This is a genomic window from Frigoribacterium sp. NBH87 (assembly GCF_014217665.1).
GTDB lineage: Bacteria > Actinomycetota > Actinomycetes > Actinomycetales > Microbacteriaceae > Frigoribacterium > Frigoribacterium endophyticum.
In genome coordinates this window covers 2,467,887-2,490,803 of record NZ_CP043650.1, presented here as the reverse complement: position 1 = coordinate 2,490,803, position 22,917 = coordinate 2,467,887, and the positions used below count along the sequence as shown (strand labels likewise).

Annotated in this window: 19 protein-coding genes and 1 tRNA gene; 9 read left to right on the top strand and 11 right to left on the bottom strand. The window is 72.5% G+C overall.

Translation table 11 applies throughout. From position 1 onward, the window contains the following. The first annotated feature begins 80 nt into the window (after positions 1-80). Positions 81-470 carry a hypothetical protein gene (locus F1C15_RS11575; protein WP_185231317.1) on the top strand — a complete coding sequence of 130 codons (390 nt, stop codon included), beginning with the start codon at positions 81-83 and terminating at the stop codon, positions 468-470. A 103-nt stretch (positions 471-573) separates the two neighbouring features. After that, positions 574-1,803 carry an ATP-binding protein gene (locus F1C15_RS11570; RefSeq protein ID WP_185231315.1) on the top strand — a complete coding sequence of 410 codons (1,230 nt, stop codon included), beginning with the start codon at positions 574-576 and terminating at the stop codon, positions 1,801-1,803. Here the strand turns inward: F1C15_RS11570 and F1C15_RS11565 are convergent. Next, the gene (locus F1C15_RS11565) at positions 1,773-2,837 is read right to left on the bottom strand and encodes a GlxA family transcriptional regulator (protein ID WP_255465206.1); all 1,065 of its coding nucleotides are present in this window, start codon (positions 2,835-2,837) and stop codon (positions 1,773-1,775) included. The genes F1C15_RS11570 and F1C15_RS11565 overlap by 31 nt on opposite strands. Before the next feature lie 114 nt (positions 2,838-2,951). Here F1C15_RS11565 and F1C15_RS11560 point away from each other — a divergent pair, with 114 nt between their 5' ends. Next, positions 2,952-3,590: an isochorismatase family protein gene (locus F1C15_RS11560; RefSeq protein WP_185231313.1), complete on the top strand. Its 639-nt coding sequence runs from the start codon at positions 2,952-2,954 to the stop codon at positions 3,588-3,590. Between the two features lie 247 nt (positions 3,591-3,837). On the opposite strand, the gene F1C15_RS11555 is transcribed toward F1C15_RS11560, so the two are convergent. The 6 genes from F1C15_RS11555 to F1C15_RS11530 all read right to left on the bottom strand — a co-directional run bounded on the left by F1C15_RS11555 (position 3,838) and on the right by F1C15_RS11530 (position 11,652). Next, positions 3,838-4,896 carry an ABC transporter permease gene (locus F1C15_RS11555; protein WP_185231311.1) on the bottom strand — a complete coding sequence of 353 codons (1,059 nt, stop codon included), beginning with the start codon at positions 4,894-4,896 and terminating at the stop codon, positions 3,838-3,840. Then, positions 4,893-5,984 (bottom strand): ABC transporter permease, encoded by a 1,092-nt coding sequence (locus F1C15_RS11550; protein ID WP_185231309.1) that lies wholly within the window; start codon positions 5,982-5,984, stop codon positions 4,893-4,895. The genes F1C15_RS11555 and F1C15_RS11550 overlap by 4 nt, the downstream gene beginning before the upstream one ends. Further along, complete coding sequence (locus F1C15_RS11545; RefSeq protein ID WP_185231307.1) at positions 5,981-7,555, bottom strand: sugar ABC transporter ATP-binding protein; 1,575 nt, start codon at positions 7,553-7,555, stop codon at positions 5,981-5,983. The genes F1C15_RS11550 and F1C15_RS11545 overlap by 4 nt, the downstream gene beginning before the upstream one ends. Positions 7,556-7,671: 116 nt before the next feature. Beyond that, positions 7,672-8,655, bottom strand: a complete 984-nt coding sequence (locus tag F1C15_RS11540) for an ABC transporter substrate-binding protein (RefSeq protein ID WP_185231305.1) — start codon at positions 8,653-8,655, stop codon at positions 7,672-7,674. Between the two features lie 179 nt (positions 8,656-8,834). Then, positions 8,835-10,394, bottom strand: a complete 1,560-nt coding sequence (locus F1C15_RS11535; RefSeq protein ID WP_255465205.1) for a sugar ABC transporter ATP-binding protein — start codon at positions 10,392-10,394, stop codon at positions 8,835-8,837. A 238-nt stretch (positions 10,395-10,632) separates the two neighbouring features. Next, on the bottom strand, positions 10,633-11,652 hold the full coding sequence (locus tag F1C15_RS11530; protein ID WP_185231301.1) for a LacI family DNA-binding transcriptional regulator: 1,020 nt from the start codon (positions 11,650-11,652) through the stop codon (positions 10,633-10,635). Between the two features lie 287 nt (positions 11,653-11,939). Here F1C15_RS11530 and F1C15_RS11525 point away from each other — a divergent pair, with 287 nt between their 5' ends. Together F1C15_RS11525 and F1C15_RS11520 are read left to right on the top strand one after the other, a co-directional pair. Beyond that, on the top strand, positions 11,940-12,566 hold the full coding sequence (locus F1C15_RS11525; protein WP_185231299.1) for an AmiS/UreI family transporter: 627 nt from the start codon (positions 11,940-11,942) through the stop codon (positions 12,564-12,566). 24 nt (positions 12,567-12,590) lie between these two features. Then, positions 12,591-13,829: an acyl-CoA dehydrogenase family protein gene (locus F1C15_RS11520; RefSeq protein ID WP_185231297.1), complete on the top strand. Its 1,239-nt coding sequence runs from the start codon at positions 12,591-12,593 to the stop codon at positions 13,827-13,829. Between the two features lie 258 nt (positions 13,830-14,087). On the opposite strand, the gene F1C15_RS11515 is transcribed toward F1C15_RS11520, so the two are convergent. Together F1C15_RS11515 and F1C15_RS11510 are read right to left on the bottom strand one after the other, a co-directional pair. Beyond that, positions 14,088-14,160 (bottom strand) — tRNA-Arg (locus F1C15_RS11515). Positions 14,161-14,247: 87 nt separating this feature from the next. Then, entirely contained in the window at positions 14,248-14,520 is a 273-nt protein-coding gene (locus F1C15_RS11510; RefSeq protein WP_185231295.1) for a hypothetical protein, read from the bottom strand. A gap of 129 nt (positions 14,521-14,649) precedes the next feature. Here F1C15_RS11510 and F1C15_RS11505 point away from each other — a divergent pair, with 129 nt between their 5' ends. Genes F1C15_RS11505 through F1C15_RS11495 form a run of 3 tightly spaced genes read left to right on the top strand, consistent with a single transcriptional unit; the run spans position 14,650 to position 17,521 of the window. After that, positions 14,650-15,246, top strand: a complete 597-nt coding sequence (locus F1C15_RS11505; RefSeq protein ID WP_185231293.1) for a helix-turn-helix domain-containing protein — start codon at positions 14,650-14,652, stop codon at positions 15,244-15,246. After that, a complete protein-coding gene (locus tag F1C15_RS11500) occupies positions 15,243-16,622 on the top strand; it encodes an MFS transporter (RefSeq protein WP_185231291.1) in 1,380 nt (459 codons plus the stop codon). Before F1C15_RS11505 ends, F1C15_RS11500 begins: the two co-directional genes overlap by 4 nt. Positions 16,623-16,657: 35 nt before the next feature. Beyond that, positions 16,658-17,521, top strand: coding sequence for a phosphatase PAP2 family protein (locus tag F1C15_RS11495; RefSeq protein WP_056052137.1), 864 nt, complete (start codon positions 16,658-16,660; stop codon positions 17,519-17,521). Positions 17,522-17,596: 75 nt separating this feature from the next. On the opposite strand, the gene F1C15_RS11490 is transcribed toward F1C15_RS11495, so the two are convergent. Beyond that, positions 17,597-17,875, bottom strand: a complete 279-nt coding sequence (locus F1C15_RS11490; RefSeq protein WP_056052134.1) for a GlsB/YeaQ/YmgE family stress response membrane protein — start codon at positions 17,873-17,875, stop codon at positions 17,597-17,599. A gap of 118 nt (positions 17,876-17,993) precedes the next feature. Here F1C15_RS11490 and F1C15_RS11485 point away from each other — a divergent pair, with 118 nt between their 5' ends. Beyond that, the gene (locus F1C15_RS11485) at positions 17,994-18,674 is read left to right on the top strand and encodes a response regulator transcription factor (protein ID WP_185231272.1); all 681 of its coding nucleotides are present in this window, start codon (positions 17,994-17,996) and stop codon (positions 18,672-18,674) included. Between the two features lie 117 nt (positions 18,675-18,791). Here F1C15_RS11485 and F1C15_RS11480 read toward each other — a convergent pair whose 3' ends face one another. Continuing rightward, positions 18,792-22,793, bottom strand: a complete 4,002-nt coding sequence (locus F1C15_RS11480) for an Ig-like domain-containing protein (protein ID WP_185231270.1) — start codon at positions 22,791-22,793, stop codon at positions 18,792-18,794. Positions 22,794-22,917 lie beyond the last annotated feature (124 nt).

The window sequence follows — 22,917 nt, the reverse complement described above, 5'->3', positions numbered from 1 at the left end:
AGGTGGCCCCGGAGCGCACCGTGCCGGACCGGGCTGCTGCGGACGGGGTTGAGTGGCATCGTCAACGAGAGGACAGCCCCGTGAAGTACATCGTCTATGGCGAGAACCGAGTCATGACCGGCGACGCGATCGCGGAGGCGGTGCTCGCGTACGCGGCGGCCCTCGGCCAGAACGGCACGACGGACATCGTCGAGGTGCCCACCGCGGACGAGGACGGCGTGGCGGTGACGGCCGAGCTGCTGCTCGGCCCGGCGAGCCAGGTCATGGTCGAGGTCGCCCCCGAGGACGCCCTGCAGCCCGAGGACGACGCCCTCGTGGCCGAGCTCGTCCGGCGCACGGCGGCCGTCGGCGGGGCGCGGTTCGTCGACGCCGCCTCGGGCCACTCGCAGGACGAGGAGGACCGACGAGGCACTCCGGCGCCCGGCCCGAACGACCCCTTCCCGACGAGGTCGCGGCCCGCGGAGGGCTGAGCGACAGCTGGGGGTGCACGGTGCTCGATAAGTTTATCGTCGGCTCGACTCTGTCTTGATAAATTTATCAATCTAGCGTCGATGGTCTGATAAATTCTTCATCGTGCGTTCTCCTCTGACCAATCCCTTCCAGGCCGGCTCCGACGTCGTGCCCGACGTGTGGGCAGGGCGCGCCGACCAGCTCAGCGACTGGCGCGACGTCCTGCGGCCGCGACGGCTGGCCGGCCTGTACGAGACGGGCCGGACCATCCTCGGCGAGCCGGGCACGGGCAAGTCGAGCCTCGTCCGCCGCATCGCTCGCGACGCGGCGGACGCCGGGGACTGGGTGACGCCCCAGATCCGCATGCCGTCCGGAGCGGACCCCCTCAAGCTGGTCGCGTCAGCGGTCCTCCGCCTCGCCGATGCTGCTGGCCTCCGAGCGTCGGCCCGTCAGCGCGTGACCGACATCCTCGACAGGGTCGAGCAGGTCGCGATCTCGGGCTTCGCCCTGTCCGTACGGGGCAGCGACGGGCCCGAACCGTCGACGGCGCTCTTCGACCTCCTCGTCGAGCTGGGCGACGCGGCGATCCGGCAGGACGTGGTCGTCCTGATCCACATCGACGAAGTGCAGAACATCTCCGACGACGCCGCCCTGTCACAGCTCCTCATCACCCTCGGTGACGCGCTGTCGCACGAGGTCGAGGTCCGGCTCCCCGGCGGGGGCTCCGCGCTGCGCTTCCTGCCGATCGTCGTCTACCTCACCGGCCTGCCCGACTTCGAGGACAGGGCGGGGGCGCGCAAGGGCGCCACCTTCGCTCGACGCTTCCGCACGGTCACCTTGGCGGCCCTCGACGAAGGAGACCTGCTCGCCGCCCTCCAGCCCTTCGTCATCTCTGGATGGGAGACGGCCGATGGTGACGGCGGCGTCGACAGGGTCACCATGCGCACCGAGGCCGCGCGGGCGATCGTGGAGCTCTGTTGCGGGGAGCCCTTCCTCTTCCAGCTGGCTGGACAGGGGGCCTGGAACGCTGGCCAGGCAGACGTCGTCACCGAGGACGACGTCCTGGCGGGCTGGCGATCGGCAGAGGGCGAGGCGTCGGCCCACGTCGAGCGGATCCTCGGCCGCCTCCCCCCGCGCGAGCACGAGTTCATCGAGGCCATGGGCGCCCTCGCGCCGTCCGAACGGACCCTGACGAACATCGCCGAGTCGATGGGGCTGGCGTCGGCCACCCAGGTCGGCCCGTTCTCCCGCCGCCTCGACACCACTCGCGGCATCATCACTCGGGGAAAGCCGTACTCGTTCCGCAACCGCGCGGTCGAGGCCTACCTGACGACGGACTGGCCTCGGGCCTGATCCCGGACCGTCGACAGCGAGCGGTTGCTCGACGAGGAGCCACCCGTCACGTCCGCGCCGGCCCCCCGCGCGTCGAACCGCCGCCGGTAGCTCGTCGGTGTGCTGCCGAACGCCTTCACGAAGGCCTGCCGCAGCGTCACGGGGTCGCCGAACCCGCACGCCGCCGAGACCTGGTAGACGGTGAGGTCGGAGGTCTCGAGCAGCCGCCGGGCCTCGTCGAGCCGTCGCGAGCGGACCCACGCCGCCGGGGTGGTGCCGGTGGAGGCGCGGAACGCCCTCACGAAGGTGCGCCGACTGAGGTGCGCCGCAGCCGCCAGCCGGTCGACCCCGAGGTCGGCCGTGAGGTCCGCCAGTGCCCACGCCGTCGCGACGGCGATCGGGTCGGCGGCCGCGCGCGGGGCGACGGGCCGCTCGATGTACTGTGCCTGGCCGCCCTCGCGGTGTGGGGCGACGACGAGGCTGCGCGCCACCCTGTTCGCGGCCTCTGCGCCGAGTCGCGTGCGGACCACGTGGAGGCAGGCGTCGATGCCCGACGCGGTGCCGGCCGACGTCAGGACGTCGCCGTGGTCGAGGTACAGCACCGTCGGGTCGACGGTCACGCCCGGGTGCCGTGCGGCGAGCCCGTCCGCGGCGCGCCAGTGCGTCACGGCGCTGCGCCCGTCGAGCAGCCCGAGGTCGGCGACGGCGATCGCGCCGAGGCACAGGCCGGCGAGGGCGGCGCCGCGGGCGTGGGCGGCGAGCAGGGCGCGACGGAGCCCGGGCCCGAGCTCACGTCCGTCGTCCGTCCACGACGGCACGACGACGAGGTCGGCGTCGTCGATGGCCGCGAGCCCGGCGACCCTGCCGACCGTGTAGCCCTCCGCGGTGACGATCGAGCCCGGCCGGTCGGAGAAGAGCACCGTCGTCCAGTCGCCGAGCCCCAGGCGGGCGACCTCGTCGAACACCATCTGCGGCACCGAGAGGTGGAACATCGTGACGCCGTCGACGGCGTGGACGGCGATCTTGATGGCGTGACCTCCTTGGCCCGGAACCATCGTAACGGTGCACACGTGCCAGTCGTGGAGTCGCGGGCCGACAGCGAGGATCGTCACGACGCACCCGCGCCGCCCCGTCCAGCCCCATCCCGTCCCGTTCAGCCAGGAGGCACCATGACCACCCCCACCCGCGCCCTCGTCGTCGTCGACGTCCAGCAGGAGTACTTCGACGGTCCCCTCGAGATCCAGCACCCGCCCGTCGCCGACTCGCTGGAGCGGATCGGGGCGGCGATCGACGCCGCCGCCGACGCCGGGACCTTGGTCGTCGTCGTGCAGCACACCGCCGGCGAGGGCGCTCCGGTGTTCGATCCCAACACGGACCGCTTCGCGCTGCATCCCGAGATCGAGCGGCGTCGGCGGGACGACTGGCACACCGTCACGAAGCAGTACAGCTCCGTGTTCGCGCACACGGACCTCCTGGGCGTCCTCCGCGACTCCTCGGTCGACACCGTCACCCTGGTCGGCTACATGACCAACAACTGCATCATCGCGTCGTCCGCCGACGCCGAGGCGCACGGCGTCGCCGTGGAGGTCCTCTCCGACGCGACGGGGGCGATCAGCATCGCGAACGCCGCCGGCACCGTCGACGCCGAGACCGTGCACACGACCCTGATGGCGCTGCTGCACTCGAACTTCGCCGCCGTCGCGACGGCGGACGCGTGGACGGCCGCCCTCGGTGCCGGCCAGCCGCTGGAGAAGAGCGACCTCGCGACATCGGGCGCCGCGGGCGCGGAGGCCGCCGCGGCGCGCTGACGCCCGCCGGGTGGAGCGCAGGGCTGGTTCCCGAGCCGTCGGGCGGAGATCAGGGCGAGGTGCCAGCGCCCGACAGCACGTGCCTCCCGAGCTGCGGCGATCGTCACGAACGGCCGCGCCGCACACCCCTGTGGTGTGCGGCGCCGCCGTCCTCGGGGAGTGAGACTGCGCTGCACCCCGAACCTGGTCCCTGTGCAGCGCAGCCGTCCTCGGGGAGTGCGCAGACGATGCGCGCCCCAGGTGTCGCCTAGGTCTGCCGTCGCCTCGCCATCACGGCGCGCTGCAGGAGCACGAAGACCAGCAGGATCCCGCCGGTGATGATGGTGGTCGCCTCGGGCGGGATGCCTCCGTCCCGCGTGATGAGCACGTTCATGAGACCGAGCACGAGCGCACCCACGACGGATCCGAGCACGAAGCCGACGCCTCCGGTGAGGAGGGTGCCGCCGATCACCGTCGCGGCGATCGAGTCGAGTTCCCAGCCGATGCCCGTGATGTTCTGCGCGCTCCCGAGTCGGGCCGTGTAGATGACCGAGGCGAGCCCGGCGAGCGAGCCGCTGATGACGTAGACCGCGAGTTTGGTGCGGCGGACGGGGAGCCCCATGAGAGCGGCCGACTGCTCGGATCCACCGATCGCGTACACGGTGCGGCCGAGGCGTGTGCGGTGCAGCACGAAGAACGCGACGGCCACGACCACCAGGGCGATGAGGACGCCCGGCGTCGTGACGACGTCGTTCACCTTCGGACCGTCGACCACCTTCATGTTCGTGGCGAGCGAGCGGATCGGCGACTCGTCGCCGAGACGTTCGGGCACCGTGCTGAGGATGGAGGCCAGGCCTCGGCCGAGGAACATCATCGCGAGCGTCGCGATGAACGGCTGCACGTCGAAGAACTGGATCAACACGCCGGAGACGATGCCTGACGCCGTGCCGATGAGGATCATGAGGACCGTCACTGCCCACGGGTTCCAGCCGGCGTTGGCGAGCAGGACGCCGGCGACGCTGCTGACGGCGACGATCGCGCCGACCGAGAGGTCGATGCCGCCCGTGAGGATCACGAACGTGAGCCCCACGGCGAGGACGATGACGTGGGCGTTGTTGATGAGGAGGTTCGACAGGGTCGCAGCCTGCAGGATGCGGCCGTACGCCACTTCGCCGTAGGCCAGCATCGCGACGAGGATGACCAGGGCGGCGACGGTCGGCAGGGAGTCGAGCCGGAGTCGCATGCGGCGCCGCGGTTCGAGGGGCCCACGGCCGGGACCAGCTGCCGGCGTCGGGGTGAGGGGCGGGCGGATCGTCGTGGCGCTCATGCGGACACGGCCTCCTTCTCGGTGGGCACGGGGGTGGGCACCGGACGCCGGCGCCTCGTGAACAGGGCGCGGACGCGCCGGGACTGCAAGAGCACGATCGCGACGATCACGATCGCCTTGAAGGCGGGCGTGGCCGAGGACGAGACGCCGAGGAACACGACGGTCTTGTCGAGGGTGGCGATCAGGAGCGCCCCGACGGCCGCTCCCAGCAGGTGGAACTTGCCGCCTGCGAGCGACGTGCCGCCGATCACGACGGCCAGGATGGCGTCGAGCTCCAGCTGGTAGCCGGTGCGGGAGACGTCGACCGTCATGACGCTCGACGTGGCGAAGATCCCCGCGACGCCGGCGAGCAGGCCGCTGCCGATGTACGCGGTGAACAGGAGCGCGCGGCGGTCGAGCCCCGCGAGGCGCGCGGCCTTGGGGTCCATGCCGATCGCCTCGATCATGAGGCCCAGGGCGCTGCGCCGCACGAGGGCGGCGACGCCGAGCGTGATCAGGACCGCGAGCAGGAACACGACCGGCAGCCCCACGAGGTAGCCGTTGGCGACCCAGCGGAACGGCTCGTTGGCGGCGGCGGTGTTCTGGCCGCCCGTGATGACCTTCGCCAGGCCGCGGCCGGCGAGCATGATCACCAGCGTGCTGATGAACGGCTGCAGCCCCACGACCGAGACGAGCATGCCGTTGACCGCCCCGAGGATCCCGGCGATCAGGAGAGCCAGGCCCATGGCGGCGAGCGCGACTCCGAGGGAGTCGGAGCCGGCTGCCTTAAGGAACTCCATCGAGACGGCACCGGCGACCACCATGATCGAGCCGACGCTGAGGTCGATGCCGCCGGTGGCGACGACGAGGCACATGCCGACCGCGATCATGAGCACGGGAGCCGCGGCCCGGAGGATGTCGATGAGGTTGCCGACGAGGTTCCCCGTGGTGGGGTTCACCGACAGCGCGAGGTAGCCGGGGTCCTTCGCCACGTTGATCGCCAGCAGGAGAACGATCGCGACCGTCCCCCAGACCCAGGGTCGGTGGAGCAGGTCGCCGAGGCCGTGCGCGCCCCGCCGCCTGGTCACGGTGGTGGTCGGGTCACTCATCGGGTCGCCTCCTCGGGCGTGGTGCGGGTGGCGGGCGCGAGGAGCGTCTCGGAGACGCCCTCCTCGGCGATGGCGGCGACGATGGACTCAGCAGTCACGTCTGGTCCCGCCTCGAGCTCGGCGATCTTGCGGTGGTCCTTGAGGACGACGATGCGGTCGCTGAGCCTGACGACCTCCTCGAGCTCCGAGGAGATGAACACGACGGCGACGCCGGTGTCGGCCAGGGCCGCGACCTGCTCCTGGATCTCGGCCTTGGCGCCCACGTCGATGCCGCGGGTGGGCTCGTCGAGGATCAGCAGCTCGGGCTCGGTCGCGAGCCACCTCCCGAGCAGCACCTTCTGCTGGTTGCCGCCGGACAGGTTCCGGATCGGCCTGTCGGGATCCGCCGGACGAACGTTGAGCTCGGTGAGGTACTTGTTCACGACTCGGTCCTTCTCCTTCGCGGAGAGCGGCCGGGCCCAGCCACGCTTGGCCTGGACGGCGAGCACGAGGTTCTCGCGGACGCTCAGGTCGCGGATGATCCCCTCGTCACGGCGGTTCTCACTGGAGAACGCGATGCGGTGCTTCAGCGCCTTCGCGGGAGAGGAGATGGCGACGGGGACGCCGTCCATGGTCACGGTCCCCGTGTCTGGTCGATCGACCCCGTAGAGGAGGCGCGCGAGCTCGGTGCGGCCGGAGCCGAGGAGCCCCGCGAGGCCCACGACCTCGCCTCGGCGGAGAGCCACGTCGGTCGCGTCCAGCGAGCCCTTCCGGCCGATCCCGGTGGCCCGGTAGACGGGCTCGCCCTCGGCCACCTGTCGACTGGCCCGCTCCCGGTCGAGGGAGCGGAGGCTCTGGAGGTCCTTCCCGATCATCTCGGCGATGAGGCCGGCCCGGTCGATGTCGCGGGTGAGGTGCTCTCCGACGAGCTTGCCGTTCCGGAGCACGGTGAGGCGATCGCTGATCGCGAAGACCTGGTCGAGGAAGTGGGAGACGAAGAGGATGGCGACTCCCTCGTCACGGAGCCGTCGCATCACTCGGAAGAGCCCCTCGACCTCATCAGCGTCGAGGCTGGAGGTCGGTTCGTCCAGGATCAGCACCTTGGCGTCGACGACCGTGGCACGACTGATGGCGACGAGCTGCTGGAGAGCGAGGCTGAGGGACGAGAGCGGGGTGCGCGGGTCGAGGTGACCCAGTCCCACACGGGCGAGGACCTCGGAGGCGGCGGCGTGCGTCCCCTTCCAGTCGATCCCGAACCGGCCGCGCCGCTCGTGGCCGAGCATGACGTTCTCGCCGATGGTGAGGTTGCCGCAGAGGTTGACCTCTTGGTAGACCGTGGAGATCCCGGCGGCCTGCGCGTCGGCGGTGCCGGAGAGACGACGTTCGGCGCCGTCGACCACGACGCGGCCGGAGTCGATGCCGTAGACGCCGGTGAGCGCCTTGATGAGCGTCGACTTGCCGGCGCCGTTCTCGCCCATGAGCGTGTGGACCTCGCCGGGGAAGAGACGGAGGTCGACCCCGTCGAGGGCCTTGACCCCGGGGAAGGCGATGGTGATGGCTTGCATCTCCACGATCGGACTGGATGCCTGCATGGCGTGTGCTCCTTGTCTGCCGACCCTCCCGCCCGCTGCCGGGCAGCGGACGGGGGTGGCGGGGGCGGCGAGGCGGTGAGGTCCGCCTCGCCGCCGGGTGTGGCCGTGCGGGCTGGTCAGAACTTCCGGTCGGGCAGCGCCGTGGTGGCCGCTTCGGGCGAGTCGAACGTGGCCGACTCGACGACGATCGACGACTCGACGGAGTCGCCGTCGAGCAGCTTCTGCACTGCCTCGAGGGCCGTGTCGCCGAACAGGGGGTTGTACTCGGCGACGAAGCTGAGCTTGCCGTCGGCCAGCGCCTCGAGCGCGCTCTTCGTTCCGTCGATCGTGGCGATCTTCACGTCGACACCGGGCGTGAGGCCCGCCTCCTCGACGGCCTGGACGGCACCGAGGCCCATCTCGTCGTTCTGGGCGAACACCATCTGGACGTCGTTGCCGTTCGACTTCAGCACGGTCTCGAAGACGCTCTTGGCTTCCTCGGTCGACCAGTTGGCGGTCTGCGCACCGATCTTCGTGAAGGAGCTCTCGGAACCGATCACGTCGTCCCAGCCCTCGTTGCGCTCGTTCACGACCGAGACGCCGGCAGGGCCCTCGAGCGTGAAGTACTTGCCGCCCTCGGGGAGCGCGGTCTTGGCCCACTCGGCGACCGACTCGCTGACGGCGATGTTGTCGGGGGCGATCCGGGTCGCGTAGAGCGAGGTGTCGTCCGGCTCGATGCCACGGTCGATGAGGACCACGGGGATCTCGGCCTCCTTCGCCCGCTCGAGCGAGTCCTCCCAGCCGGAGCCCTCGGTGGCCGAGAGCAGGATCACGTCGACGCCCTCGTCCACGAACGACGTGAAGGCGTCGATCTGCGACTTCTGGTCGTTGTTGGTGGCGGGGGCGTACTTGAGGTCGAACCCGGCCTCCTTCGTGAAGGTGTCCTGGATGTTCGACTCGTTGGCCTGACGCCAAGCGCCCTCCGGGCCGACCGCGACGAAGCCGACCGTCGCCAGATCGTCACCTCCGTCGGTGGAGCCCGTGCCGGAGCTGCAGGCCGCGAGGCCGAGGGCGATGGCCCCTGCGGCGGCGATGGTGGCGATGCGCCTCTTCGTGGACATGGATCTCCTCCTTGAGATGACGGGACGACTGTGTCCGGTCGTGGCCATGGGCCGGTCGTGCTGCGGGGGCTCGGATGCTCCCGGGTGATGCCGATGTTACCGGTAACAGTCTTGCGAAGACAAGAGTCCCGGGGAACATCCGCGCGCGGACGGAGGACGGCACGTCAGGCCAGGCGTCGCTACGGCACCAGGGGCGGGAGGGGTGCGTCGGGCCAGGCCGGAGGGAAGTCGTCCTCGTCGTCCTCGTCGTCCGGGGCGGCGATGAGCTCCACGAGCGTGTCGACCGTGACGCCGGGCCCGTTGCTCAGCTCCCCGATCTTCTCCCGGTCCTTGAGGACGACGATCCGGTCGCTCACACGCACGAGCTCGTCGAACGCGCTCGAGATGAACACGACGGCCACGCCCTCGAGCGCGAGCTGCGCGATGTGCGCCTGGATGTCGACCTTGGCGCCGATGTCGACGCCGCGGGTCGGCTCGTCGAGGATCAGCACGCGCGGCCGGATCGCCAGCCAGCGGGCGAGCAGCACCTTCTGCTGGTTGCCGCCCGAGAGCTCGCCGGCGGGCGTCGCCGGATCGGCCGGCGTGATGTCGAAGTGCTCGATGTGCCGCTCGACGAGGTCCTCGCGCTCGGCCCTGGAGAGCGGATGTGCCCACCCACGCAGAGCCTGCACCGCGAGGACGATGTTCTCCCGCACGCTGAGCTCGGTGATGAGCCCCTCCGCCCCTCGGTCCTCGGCGGACAGCGCCACCCGGTTCCGCAGCGCATCCGCGGGGTGGTCGATCACGACGGCCCGACCGCCGAGCGTGACCACGCCGCCGTCAGCTCGGTCGGCGCCGGCCAACAGGCGCGCGAGCTCGGTCCGGCCGGAGCCTCGGAGCCCGGCGATGCCCACCACCTCGCCGGTGTGCAGCTCGAAGTCGACAGGACGCAACATCTGGCGGCGTCCGATCCCCGTGGCCCGGTAGAGCGGCGGACCGATCGGGTCCACACGATGGGCCCGACGCTCCGACCCGATGCGCTGCAGGTCCGCGAGGTCCTTGCCGATCATCCGCGCGACGAGCTCGGCCCGGCCGATCTCGTGAGGCAGGTAGTCGCCCTTCTTCACGCCGCCGCGGAGGATGGTCATCCGGTCACTGAGTCCGAGGACCTGCTCGAGGAAGTGCGAGACGAAGAGGATCGCGACGCCCTGGTCGCGGAGGCGGCGGATCACCGCGAAGAGGCGCGCGACATCCGCGGCGTCGAGGCTCGACGTGGGCTCGTCCAGCACCAGCACCCGTGGTCGGTCGACCATGGCGCGGGCGATGGAGACGAGCTGGCGGCTGGCGGGGGTGAGATCGGCCAGCAGGGCCCGTGGGTCCAGCTCGGCGAGTCCGAGCTCGGCGAGCATCGCGGCGGCGCGTGCATGCGTCGCACGCCAGGAGATGCCGAGGCGACCGTGGACCTCGTGGCCGAGCATCACGTTCTCACCGACGCTGAGGTTCTCCACGAGGTGCGACTCCTGGAACGCGGCCTGGATGCCGAGGGCCCGTGCGTCCGCCGGACCGCCGAGACGGACGGGCTCGCCGTCGACGAGGACCTCCCCTGCCTCGATCGGGTACACGCCGAGGAGCGCCTTGATGAGCGTGGACTTCCCTGCTCCGTTCTCGCCGAGGAGAGCGTGCACCTCACCCGAGTGGAGGTCGAGGTCGACCCCGTCGAGCGCGACGCCGTTCGAGAACGCCACGGTGACCCCCCGCATCTGCACCGTGGGACGGGCAGGTCCGTCCCGCCGATCGCCGCGACCGGACCAGGTCGGGCCCGCGGCCTGAGGGCCGATCGGGCGCATCGTCGTCGATGCCCGTACGTGACGCACGTGGTGCTCCTCGGGTCGGAGGCCTCGACGGCCTCGTGCCGGGCGGTGCCCGACGTGCACGACTGTAGCTGTCGGCATGCCCGTGGGCGAACGACGACGAGCAGGATGACCTCAGAGGGCCACCTCAGCCGAGCTGGCGCGCAGCCGCGCTGGAGTCACGCACCACGAGCTCGGCGGGGATCCGGCTGTTCTGCGGGATCTCGCGACCCTCGATCGCTGCGATGAGCACGTCCACGACGAGGGACCCCAGGGCCGGGAAGTCCTGCCGCACGGTCGTGAGCGGCGGGAGGAAGTGGCGCGAGACGGGCAGGTCGTCGAAGCCGACGACGCTGAGGTCCTCCGGCACGCGGATGTCGCGGTCGTGGAGGCCGTGGATCACCCCGAGCGCCATCTCGTCGTTGGCGACGAACACGGCGGTGTACTCGGGGACGCTGGCCAGCCCACGTGCGAAGTCGTAGCCGAAGTCGCTCGACCAGTCGCCGATCACGATCGGCCGTTCGCGCATGCCCCAGGCCCGGGTACGGGTGTGGAAGGCACGCTCGCGCGCGCGGGCGTCGAACCAGTCGAGGGGCCCTGAGACGTGGAGGACGTCACGGTGACCCAGCGACGCGAGGTGGTCGACGGCCAGCTTCGTGCCCGCCGCCTGGTCGACCGAGACCGTCAGGAAGGCCGGGTCCTTCTCGGCCTTCACGACCAAGGTCGGCAGCCCCGTCGTGATGGTCCGGAGCACGGCCACGGACGACGAGCGCGGAGCGACCACGCAGAGTGCGTCGATCCCCTGGCCCGTGAGGTGGCGCACGGCCTCCTCGGGAGTCGCCGAGTCATCGCGGAGCGCGAACGACGCCACGGAGTACCCGCCGTCACGCGCCGACCGCTCGATGGCCCGCAGGATGCTCGAGGGGCCGAACTCGACGGCGCTCTCGATCAGCACGCCGATCCGGAGCGCCCGCTGCGTGACGAGCTCTCGCGCAGCGCTGTTGGGCCGGAAGTCGAGCTCGGCGACGACCTCGAGCACGCGTTGGCGCGTGGACTCCTTGACCTGCGGGTGGCCGTTGAGCACGCGGGACACGGTCATGTGCGACACACCGGCACGCTCGGCCACCTCGCGGAGACCCAGCCGCTCACCGCCGCCTCTGACGCTCACCCAGACTCCAACCTGCACGCTCCGCAACGCAGTACGGCGTCGTCTGCGCCGGCGTGGACGTCGCTCGATGGCGCTGGTCCAGTGTACTGGGGGCCTCGCTGACTCCGCCGAACGTCGTGCCTCGATGCCTCGCTGCCTCGCTGCCTCGCCAGTTCGATCTGCTGTCTGTCCGTGGCCAGGAGATCGGCGGACGTGCCGGGAGGGGCACCGCTGTCACAGGGCGTAGCGGACGGACATGATCGGACACACGACTCCGGCCACGGGGCGGACGGTGCCAAGGTCTCCGCATGGCGCTCATCTGTCTGGTCCTCTCCGGGGCCGCCCTCCTGGTCAACGGCCTCACCCTGCTCGGGCGCGTGCCCGGCCGGGACAGCGGCGTGTTCAACGTCCTGATCGGCGGTCTGCAGCTCGTCCTCTGCGTGGCCGTGGCCGTCTCGGCCGACGGTTCCCTGCCTGCCCTCTTCGGGATCTCGGGCACCTTCTTGTTCGGCGTCACCTACCTCTACGTCGGTGTGGACTCCCTCCTCGGACTCGGCGCCGTGGGCCTGGGCTGGTTCTGCGGCCTGGTCGCCGCTCTCGCCGTCGCCTTCGCGGTCGTCCACGTCGCGGACGACCCTGTCCTCGCCGTGCTCTGGGCGGGATGGGCGGCGCTCTGGGCGCTCTTCTTCGTCCTGCTCGCCCTCGGCCGATCAGCGATCGGCACCTACACCGGGTGGGCCCTCGTCCTCGCGAGCCAGGTGACCACCACGGTCCCCGCGCTCCTCGGCCTCACCGGGCACTGGCCGGCCGGCTCGATCGCCACGACGACCGCGCTCCTGTCGCTCGTCGGGGTGTTCGGCGGCGCCGCCCTGCTCACCCGCCGAGCCGCCACACGTCCCCAGCCGGAACGCACGCAAGCCCCCGCCGCTGCCTGACCCACCAGAACGGAACCGATACCCATGACCACGACGACCACCACGTCCACCACGTCCGTCACCACCGCGGCACCCACGGACGAGACGCTGTCCGCGCGTTTCCGCCCGCTCTTCGACCGCATCGCCGCTGGCGCCGCGGAACGCGACCGTGAGCACCGCCTCCCCGTGGCCGAGATCCGCGAGCTCGCCGACGCGGGCTTCGGAGCCCTCCGCGTCCCCGTCGAGTTCGGGGGCTCCGGCGCCACCCTCCCCCAGCTGTTCCGACTGCTCACCGAGCTCGCGGCGGCGGACAGCAACATCCCCCAGGCCCTCCGCGGCCACTTCGCCCTCGTCGAGGACCGCCTCGTCGCCCGGTCCGGGCCGCGCGACGTCTGGCTCGGACGGTTCGGTCGCGGCGAGATCGCCGGGAACTCCTGGACCGAAGTGGGCACGGTGCAGGTCGGCGACGTCACGACGAAGGTCAGCCCCGACCCGGACGGCGGGTTCCGCGTCACCGGGCAGAAGTACTACTCCACCGGCAGCATCTTCGCCGACTGGATCGACACGTACGCCGAACGCACGGACACCGGCGACCGGGTCATCGCGATCGTCGACGCCCACCAGGACGGCGTCGCCCACACCGACGACTGGGACGGGTTCGGGCAGCGGACGACGGGCTCGGGCACGAGCACCTTCCGCGACGCCCGTGTCGGCGCCGACGACGTCGTGCTGTTCGACGAGCGCTTCAAGTACCAGACGGCCTTCTACCAGGCCGTCCTGCTGAGCGTCCTCGCGGGCTCCGTCGTGGCGGCCGAGCGCGAGATCGCGGTCGAGGTGCGGAACCGCACCCGCGTGTTCTCCCACGGCAACGCCGACACCTTCGCCGCTGACCCGCAGATCCTGCAGGTCGTCGGCGAGGTCTCAGCCGCCGGGTTCGCCGCCCGAGCGATCGTCGACCGCGCCGCGCAGGCCCTCCAAGGCGCCTACGAGGGCGCCTTCCTGGACGAGTCCGAGGACGAGCGGCGGAACGACCGCGCCGAGCTCGCCACCGCGCAGGCGCAGGTCGCACTGACGTCGCTCGCGACACAGGCGACCTCGCACCTGTTCGACGCGCTGGCGGCGTCCGGCGTGAGCACCACCAAGAACCTGGACCGGCACTGGCGCAACGCCCGGACCGCCGGCAGCCACAACCCGTGGGTGTTCAAGGCACGCATCGTCGGCGACCACGCCGTCAACGACGTCCAGCCGCCACGGGTCTGGGCCATCGGCGCGACCCGCCGCTGACCCGCCATCGCCTCCTCCCGGCGACCGGCCGTAGGCAGGCGCCCTCCGCCGACGCGCGAAGCGCCGTCGCCCCACCGACGCGCGAAGCGCCGTCGCCCCACCGACGCGCGAAGCGCCGTCGCCCCCGCCGACGCGCGAAGCGCCGTCGCCCCCGCCGGTGCGCGAAGCGCCACCGGCACGCCGCCGGCAGGCGGCCAGACGAGCACCGACAACGAGAAAAGCCCCTGCCGTGTAGGGCAGGGGCGATTCTCGATCTCGTGCGCCTGGAGGGACTCGAACCCCCAACCTTCTGATCCGTAGTCAGATGCTCTATCCGTTGAGCTACAGGCGCATTTCTCCGGCCGAACGGCCAGAGGAAACCATACACGAGCTCGGGCCCGCTCGCCAATCGAGGCGACCGGGCCCGGCTCGGGGTGGGCTACGGGGCGCGCGGCCCCTCGTCGTCGTCCTTGCGCTCGCCGAGCAGCCGGTCGACGTCGCCGGAGTCGACGGTGCCGCTGCGGTCCATCACGTCGCCGGTCGCGTCGCGGCCGTTGAGGTGGGCGGTGCCGCGCTGGGCGCCCTCGTCGGTCTCGACGTCGCCGTGGTTCTCGGTGCTGCCCGCGACGGGCACGCGGGTGCGGTCGCCGAACTCGGCGGTCTCGTCGGTGACGCCGCCCTGGTGCGGCTCGTTCGTGTTGGTGCTGGTCATGGCGTGCCTCCTGTGGCTCGGGTCATGTGAGGACGAGTCTGCTCCCTCGGCTGCGGCCCGTCTCAGACAAGGGCTCGTCATGCACAAGAGGCATTGCGCAACACTTCTTGCGCATCTAGGGTCGAGCCCATGACCCCTCGCGTGCCCGACCGCCGTACCGAGCTCACCGACGCCGCCTCGCTGCGTGCTCTGGCGCACCCCACTCGGCTGCGCCTCCTCGGGCTCCTCCGCGAGCGCGGCCCGCAGACCGCCGCCCTCCTCGCCGACGTCGTCGACGAGGCCCCCGGGACCCTCAGCTACCACCTCGGCAAGCTCGCCGCGGTCGGCCTGATCGAGCAGGCCGACGCCCAGGGGCCCGACCGCCGTGAACGCTGGTGGCGGGCCACGAGCGACCTGACCGCGTGGGAGCCGGCCGACATGCTCGACGACCCCGAGCGGGCCTCCGCGTCCACCGCGTTCCAGCGCTCGATCGCGCAGGTCCTCGCCGCGCAGTACGGGCGCTACCTCGACGAGGCGCCGTCCTTCCCCCGCGAGTGGGTCGCCGCGGCCGCGCTCGGCGACCGCACCCTCCGGCTCACCGTCGACGAGCTCGCCGCCCTGCGCGACGAGCTCGAGGGGCTCACCGAGAGGTGGCTCGACGTCTCCGCCGCCCACGAGCCCGGCGACCCCGCGGTCGAGCCCGTCACCTGGGCCCACCAGGCGTACCGGCGGCCCACGGCGCCGTGACGGAGCCGAGGGTCCCAGCCGGCGCCTCGGAGCCCGCAGCAGCCGACGGAGGCACCGGGGAGGCGGCGCACACCGCGCCCCACGCCCGCCCCCGCACGGCCCTGACCGCCCTCCTGGCCGCCCACGCGGTCAGCCAGACGGGCAACGTGGTCACCTCGTTCGCCGTCCCCTTCTACGTGCTCGGCACCGGCGGCAGCGGGGTCGAGGTCGGCGTGGCCGCCCTCGCCGCGACCCTCCCCGTCGTCGTCGGCGGGCCGCTGGGCGGCGTCGTCGCCGACCGCGTCGGTCACCGTCGGAGCGCCGTGGTCGCCGACGTCGTGAGCGGCGTCACGGTGCTGGCGGTGCCCGTCCTCGCCGTGACGGTCGGCCTGCCGTTCTGGGCACTGCTCGCCCTCGTCTTCGTCAGCGGCCTGTTCGACGCCCCGGGGCAGACCGCTCGCCGCGTCATGCTGCCGTCCCTCTCGACGGCGGCCGGGGTGCGCCTCGAACGGAGCGTGGGGTTCCTCGACGGCTCGGAGCGGCTGGCGAAGCTCGTCGGCGCCACGCTCGCGGGCCTGCTCGTCGCCCTGCTCGGGCCCCTCGGCACGCTCGTCGTCGACGCGGCGTCGTTCGCGGTCTCGGCGCTGCTGACGCTGCTGCTGGTGCCGCGAGCGACGGCGGGGTCACGGGCCGGCTCGTCGACGGCGGGTGCGGCAGGGCAGACGGACGCGGACCGCGCCTCCTTCTGGACCGACCTGGCGGAGGGGGCCCGGTTCGTCGCCCGCGACCGGCTGATGCGCCTCGTGGTCGCCCTGGTGCTGGTGACGAACCTGCTCGACGCCGCCCGCAGCTCGACGCTGCTGCCGATCTACGCCGACGACCGGCTGGGCGGCGCCGCCGCGCTCGGGCTGATCGTCGCGGTGATGGGCGACTGCGCCCTCGTGGGCAGCGTGGGCTTCGGCCTGGTGGCCCACCGCGTGCCTCGTCGCGTCACGTTCGCGGTCTGCTTCGCCCTCGCGGGCGGCCCCTCGTCGGCCGCGTTCGCGCTCGACCTGCCGCTGGCGTGGCTCGTCGCGGCCACGGCGGTCTCCGGGCTGGCGGCGGGGGCGATCAACCCCATCCTGGGCGCGGTGGAGCTGGAGCGCGTGCCCGAGCACCTGCGGGCCCGGGTCTTCGGGCTGATCACGGCCGGGGCGTGGGCAGGGGTGCCGCTCGGGGCACTGCTCGGGGGCGTCGCCGCCGACACGGTCGGCCTCGCCGTGGCGTTCGGCGTCGTCGCCACCGTCTACGTCGTCGTCACGCTCTCTCCCCTGACGGGAGGCGCGTGGCGGGAGATGGAGCGCGCCCCGGCAGCCTGTGAGTCCGCCCGCACTCCGGGCTCTGGGAGGTCGGTGTGAGGCTGCTTCCAGGGGCGGTGTTGTTCCATGGTCCCGTGACCGCATCGACCACCGCCCGAGCCAGCACGGCCGTCCGCCGTCGCGTGGCCCACCGGTGGATGCTGACCTCGGGCCTCTCGGCCGCGGGCCTCGTCGGCGTGTACGTCGTCGCTGTCCTGACGCCGACCGGCCAGGCGATGGAGGACAGCATCCTCCGCTCGGTCGACGGCGACACGCTGCTGCAGTCCGGCTCGGCCCTCGACGCCATCTCGCCCTCGGCCCTGATGCTGGTCGTCGGCGTGACGATGCTCGTCGCGTTCGCGCGCCGTCGCCCCGGGGCCGCGCTCCAGGCCGGCGCCCTCGTCATCGGCGCCACGGTGACCACGCAGGTGCTCAAGATCGTCGTGCCGCGCCCCGAGCTCACGGGCGACGTGTACGCCAACAGCTTCCCGAGCGGCCACACCACGGTCGCCGTGGCCGCCATGTTCGCCGTGCTCACCGCCTTCGGCCGTCGCTCGCGGCCCGTCGTGTACGTCGTGGCGACCGCCTTCGCGGCGATCGTCGCCGAGCAGACCGTCGCCTACGGCTGGCACCGCTGCAGCGACGTGGTCGGCGCCTGCGCGGTGGCGCTGCTCTGGCTGGGCGTGGTCCGCGGGGTCGCCGCCCGCTACACGGGCGACCGTCGGGGCCGCGACGAGTCCGTCGGCACCAAGGCGCACGGAGTCACGTCGGGCGTCCTGGGCCTCGCTCTCGTCGTCTGCCTGGCCGCGTCGGGAGCGACCTGGGGCATCGGCATCGGCAGCGACATGAGCGTCACCACGTCGACCGGCGACGGGGTGCTGATGGGCGCCCGCCTCGCCGCGGCCGGGGTGGTGCTGGTCACGGGCTGGCTGGCCTGGAAGCTCGACCGCCGGCTCTGAGCCGCGCCCCCGCACGACGCGCAGACCCCGCTGCGGCGCGTGCCGAGCGGGGCCTGGAGGTGCGACGAGCAGCGGTCAGCGGCGAGCGCCGCGACGACCCGAGACCGACACCCAGATCACGAGCACGACGATGGCGCCGATGATCGAGCCGATGATGCCGGCGGGCTGGAAGAAGCCGTCGGTCGGGTCGTGCTGGAAGAGCAGGAAGCCGAGCAGCCCGCCGACGAACGAGCCGACGACGCCGAGCACGATCGTGGCGACGATCGAGAGGTTCTGCTTCCCGGGGACGACGGCGCGGGCGATGAAGCCGGCGACCAGGCCGATGACGAGCAGGCTGACGATGAGACCGAGCATGGTGTTCTCCTTCTAGGGGGGCGGCGACCGGCACCGTCGGTGCCGTGCTGTCGCCGTGTCACAGCAGACCACCCCTGAAGGTGTGGCGGCACACCCCTCGGGGTGGGATGGTGAGCCCATGACCACCGCGGAGCTGCCCGTCCAGACCAGCTACATCACCGTCGCCCTCGTCGACGACTACGACGTCGTGCTGACCGGCCTCGCCCACATGTTCGACCAGTACCGCGACCGCGTGACGGTCGCCGAGATCGACGCGACCACCTCGCTCTCCGACAGCGTCGACATCGTGCTCTACGACTCGTTCGCCCAGCCCGAGTCCGACCACCACGAGCTCGCGGCCCTCGTCGCGAACCCCTCCGCGCGGCGCGTCGTCGTCTACACCTGGAACTTCCACCCCGAGCTGGTGGAGTCGGCCCTCGCGCAGGGCGTGCACGGCTACCTCTCGAAGACCCTCGGGGCCCGCGAGCTCGTCGAGGCGCTCGAGGCCGTCCACCGCGGGGAGCTCGTCGTCAGCGACGTCCGGCACCGGGCCCCCAGCGCGCCGGGGCTCGACTGGCCGGGCAAGAAGGAGGGCATCACCGACCGCGAGAGCGAGATCCTCGCCCTCATCACCCAGGGCAAGAGCAACGCCGAGGTCGCCGCGCTCACGTACCTCAGCCCCAACACGGTCAAGTCGTACATCCGCTCGGTGTACCGCCGCATCGGCGCGACGAGCCGCACCCAGGCGGTGCTCTGGGGCGTGCAGAACGGGTTCACGCCCGACCACCACCGCATCGACCACTGGCTCGGCGGGCCCTGAGGCCGGCGGCGCGGCACGGGAGGTGCGGCGGCGGGGGGGCACGAGCGCGGAGCACAGCGCAGGAGGCGCGGGCCGGGCTGGTGCCCGACCCGCGCCTCCCTGAGGTGGTGCTGTCCGCTACTCGGCGGCGCGCCCCCGTCGGCGGGCGACGAGCGCCCCGCCGAGCGTGAGCAGCGCGAGCGCCGCGGTGAGCCCGACGCCGAGCGCGGGGCCCGAGCCGGTCATCGCGAGGCGGCGGGCCTCGGTGCGGGCGGCGGTGTCGGTCGCTCCCGCTCCGGTGCCGGTCCCGGCACCCGCTCCGGTGCCGGTGCCGGCACCCGCTCCGGTCCCGGGGGCCGTGCCGCCGGGCGTGCCGGGCGTGCCGGTGCCGGGCGTGCCGGTGCCGGGGTCGGTGCCGTCCACGGGCGGGTCGACCGGTGCGGCGAGCACCGTGACGCCGTCGCTCGTGACCGGCTCCGAGTCGGCGAAGCCGGCCGCGCGGGCGGTGACCCGCACGCTCAGCACACGGCCCTCCGACCCGGCCGGCACGACGAAGGTCGCGCTCTCGACCGGTGCGGCGGCGCGGGTCGCGGGCTCGTCGCCGGGCGCCGCGGCCGGGGCCATGGGCTCGCCGTCGAGCAGCCACTCGGCCGTCAGCTCGGCCTCGCCCGGGTCGGCGACCGCGACGACGCGCAGCTCCGACCCGACGCGCGCCTCGCCGGTGACGACGACGGAGCCCAGCGCGACCTGGCGCGTCACGTCGACCGTGTAGGTCGTCGTGGTCGTGCCGTCGGGCGAGGTGACCGTCACCGTGGCGACGCCGTCGGTGGCCTCCGACGCCTGCTCGACGACCACGTCGGCCGTCGTGTCGGTGGCGATCGCGGAGACGAGCGGCCAGCGCTCGCCCTGCACCGTCGCCGCGTAGGCCGACGTGGCGGGGTCGAAGCCCTCGACCTCGACGCCGTCGAGGCGCAGGGTCGCGGCCGTGCTCACCGACGAGTCGGAGGCGACCGGCTCGAAGAGCTGCACCTCGCTCACGGTGAGGTGCGTGTTCGCGTAGGCGTCCATCACGACGCGGACGCCCGAGGTGGTCACCGTCGGGAACTCCGCCGTCACGACGGGGGCGCCGGCGGTCGGCACCGCGACGGGCTGCGGCGTCTCGTAGCCCGGCAGCGGCTGCCAGCTGCCGTCGGTCGCCCGCTGCTGCAGCTGGATCGTCTGGGCCCAGCTGGTGGCCGAGCCGTCCGGGTAGAACTGGACGGTCATCCCCGAGACGTCGCGGGGAGCGTCGAACGAGTACTGCAGCCAGCTCTGCGCGGGCTTGTTGGACGACACCCAGTTCGACCAGCCCTTGTCGCCCGACACCCCGTTGCGGGTGCGGTCGGCGGGGTAGCCCGACTCGGTCGACGAGGCCGAGGCCGCGACTCCCTGGTCGGGGGCGAAGTTGCGCAGGGTCGCCGTGGTGACGATCAGCGAGACCTCGGCGGGCAGCTCGCCGCCGTCGACCGTCGCCGTGCCGGCCAGCGTGACGACGCCGGGCCGGGCGAGGTCGTCGGCCGTGAGGCTCGACGAGCTCCAGGTGACGGGCACGTCGAAGGTCTGCTCCGAGGCGCCGACCCGGGCGGGCACGGTCTCGGGCAGGGCCGCGACGACCCCCTCGACCGCGCTGCCCACCGCGACGGTGAGCGACACGGGGTCGGTGACGGTCAGGCCGCCGACGTCGACGAGCGCCGTGACCGCGAACTCGCGGCCGAACACGTCGGTGGCGGTGCCGCCGACCTCGACGCGGCCGGGCGTCTGCCAGGCCGCGGCGTCGACCGCGCCCCAGACCACGCTCGCCGCGGCGCCGGAGCCCCACGAGTAGCCGGCCACGACCGTGGCGGGGAGCGCCGGAGGCACGCCCACGTCGGTCCGGAGCGCGACGGTCTGCCCGACGGCCGGCTCCAGGTCACGCACGACCCAGCGCTGGTTCGCGCCGCCGTTCGAGCCGTAGACGCCGACGCCCGCGCCCTCTGCGGACGACTGTCCGTTGACGTCCAGCGACTGCGCGACTCCCTCGCCGACCAGCGAGAAGGTCGATCCGTCGGTCGTGGTGACCCACCAGCGCGAGGCGGGGTCGCCGGCCGCGGTGGCCTCGTCGACGCTCCTCAGCTCGGTGCCGCGGGAGGTCGCCGCGAGGTAGCGGCCGTCGGCGGCCCGGAGGGTGACCCGGCGCTCGTCGCCGGACTCGGTGGGCACGGTGCGGGCCGTCCAGGACTGCCGCCCCGCCGCCTCCGTCGTGGTCGCCGACGAGGTGAGGGTCGTGGCCGCACCGGTGCCGGTGCCCGTGCTGAGGGCCTTGCCGCTCTGCACGCCGACGAACTGGTAGTCGTGGCCGTCGAGCACCGCGGGGGCGTCGGCGGCGACGCCGGAGACGCCGGCGACCTCGAAGGTGGTGACCGACTTCGCGGGCACCGTCAGGGTCGCGGTGCCGCGGGCGACGTCGACGGCCACCGGGGCGCCGGGGACGACGCCGGTCGACGTGACCTCGGCGCCCTCGGGCGCCTCGGTGGTCGTGTAGGGCGTGACGGCCGCGCCGTCGGCGATCGCGCCGAAGCGCGACAGGTCGAGCGTGACGGTGCGGGGGGCGTCGGTCGTGTTGCGGTGCACGAGCGTGGCGCCGTCACCGTCGGGGCGCACGGCCGCGGTGGTGTCGACGTCGTCGACGGCGACCAGGCGGTCGCCCTCCTGGATGAACTTCGTGAAGCTGCGGAGCGCGGAGAACTTGGAGTTCACCTTCACCGAGCACGGCTCGACGGTGGTGGAGTCGCCCCCCGCGTCGGCGACGCGGCGCTCGCTCTTCCAGACCTCGACGCCGCCCTCGGTGAAGGGCACGCAGTCGAGGTCGATGAACATCGAGCCCCAGTTGAGGTCCTCGCCCTGCGGCTCCATGTTGTAGAGGTCCTCGACGGGCTGCCAGAGCACCCAGGCGTCGGGCTCGAGCTCGCGGAGGTCGTCCGCCACGCGGCCGGCCATGCCGAGGCCGTTCTCGATGTTCGAGGGATCCCAGCCGTTCACCCAGCTGCCCTCGATCTCGCTCATCCAGAGCGGCGAGTCCGCCTGCTTCGCGAGGTCGCGGACGGTGAGGCGGCCGCTGGTGCCGTAGGTGTGGACGTTCATGCGCCCGACCGCGTCCCGCGCCTCCTGGGGGTAGGCCGCCCAGTTGGTCGCGAAGATGCCGGGGTTGGTCTCGTCCATCGCCGCGATCATCGCGTCGGTGGTCGTGCCGGGCTCGGCGAGCTCGGCCTGCAGGTCGGCGATCATGCGCACCTGCTGGTCGGGCGAGACGTGCATGCCCTCCTGGCGCCCGGTCGGCTGGCCGTTCCGGATCGTCGTGCCCCAGTAGTTGGTGTTCGGCTCGTTGAACGGGTCGATCGACTCGACCTCGATGCCCGAGGTCTGCTCGAGCTGCTCGGTGACCCGCGTGAGGTACGTGATGAAGTCGGCCTCGGAGGCCGTCTTCAGCTGCTGCGCCGTCGAGTCGAACCCGCCCGACACGTAGCCGCTCTCGGTCATGAAGTACGGCGCGGAGTTCGCGAACGTCTCCCAGTGCGTGATCTGGTCGTCGGCCGCGAGGCGGTCGACCCACCAGCGCTGCGTGGCGTCGGCGTCGAGGTCGTACTGCGACAGGTCGTCGGGGTCGAAGGCCTGGCGCACGGCCTCGCGGTCCGCGTACGCGGTGGAGGCGCCCCCGTAGGTGCCCTCGCTGCCGTCGGCGTCGGGCGCCCACCAGCCGTCGACCGCTCCGCCCGCGCGGAGGTAGTCGACGACGTCGGTCGCGTTGCCGCCGCCGATGTTGTACCGGGCGATGTTGAGGTCGAGCCCCTCCTCGCCGAAGACGGCCTGGTAGAGGTCCTCGCGGAGCTCCTCCGGGTAGCCGCCCGTGGCGTTGGCGAACCAGACGAGGCTGGTGCCCCAGCCCTGGAACGGGTCGCCCGCGTACCAGGGGTTCGGCGTGATGGTCACCCCCTCGGCGGTCGCCGCGGCCGCTGCGGTGTCGGCGGGCGGGAGCCCGGTGACCAGCCCCACGGCCGCGAGCGCCGTGACGCTCGCCCCCGCGAGTGCTCGTCGTACTACAGATCGTGATCGTCGCATCGTCATCGATGCAGCCCCTCTGTCGTGCTGACGGTCGCCCCTGACGGCGACCGGGCGGTCGTCGTCGACCCCCGAACGGGAGCGTACGGTGTTTGCGCAAACATCGGAAGGGGCGGCGTCCGATCTGCGC

Bases quoted from the DNA above. Each gene is read 5' to 3' on its own strand.
- F1C15_RS11490 (WP_056052134.1), bottom strand. From the start codon at position 17,875: ATGCTCGGTCTCATCGTCAGCCTGCTCGTCATCGGCCTGGTCGCCGGC.
- F1C15_RS11560 (WP_185231313.1), top strand. From the start codon at position 2,952: ATGACCACCCCCACCCGCGCCCTCGTCGTCGTCGACGTCCAGCAGGAG.
- F1C15_RS11545 (WP_185231307.1), bottom strand. From the start codon at position 7,555: ATGCAGGCATCCAGTCCGATCGTGGAGATGCAAGCCATCACCATCGCC.
- F1C15_RS11535 (WP_255465205.1), bottom strand. From the start codon at position 10,394: ATGCGGGGGGTCACCGTGGCGTTCTCGAACGGCGTCGCGCTCGACGGG.
- F1C15_RS11520 (WP_185231297.1), top strand. From the start codon at position 12,591: ATGACCACGACGACCACCACGTCCACCACGTCCGTCACCACCGCGGCA.
- F1C15_RS11505 (WP_185231293.1), top strand. From the start codon at position 14,650: ATGACCCCTCGCGTGCCCGACCGCCGTACCGAGCTCACCGACGCCGCC.
- F1C15_RS11485 (WP_185231272.1), top strand. From the start codon at position 17,994: ATGACCACCGCGGAGCTGCCCGTCCAGACCAGCTACATCACCGTCGCC.
- F1C15_RS11525 (WP_185231299.1), top strand. From the start codon at position 11,940: ATGGCGCTCATCTGTCTGGTCCTCTCCGGGGCCGCCCTCCTGGTCAAC.
- F1C15_RS11565 (WP_255465206.1), bottom strand. From the start codon at position 2,837: ATGGTTCCGGGCCAAGGAGGTCACGCCATCAAGATCGCCGTCCACGCC.
- F1C15_RS11550 (WP_185231309.1), bottom strand. From the start codon at position 5,984: ATGAGTGACCCGACCACCACCGTGACCAGGCGGCGGGGCGCGCACGGC.
- F1C15_RS11555 (WP_185231311.1), bottom strand. From the start codon at position 4,896: ATGAGCGCCACGACGATCCGCCCGCCCCTCACCCCGACGCCGGCAGCT.
- F1C15_RS11540 (WP_185231305.1), bottom strand. From the start codon at position 8,655: ATGTCCACGAAGAGGCGCATCGCCACCATCGCCGCCGCAGGGGCCATC.
- F1C15_RS11480 (WP_185231270.1), bottom strand. From the start codon at position 22,793: ATGACGATGCGACGATCACGATCTGTAGTACGACGAGCACTCGCGGGG.
- F1C15_RS11510 (WP_185231295.1), bottom strand. From the start codon at position 14,520: ATGACCAGCACCAACACGAACGAGCCGCACCAGGGCGGCGTCACCGAC.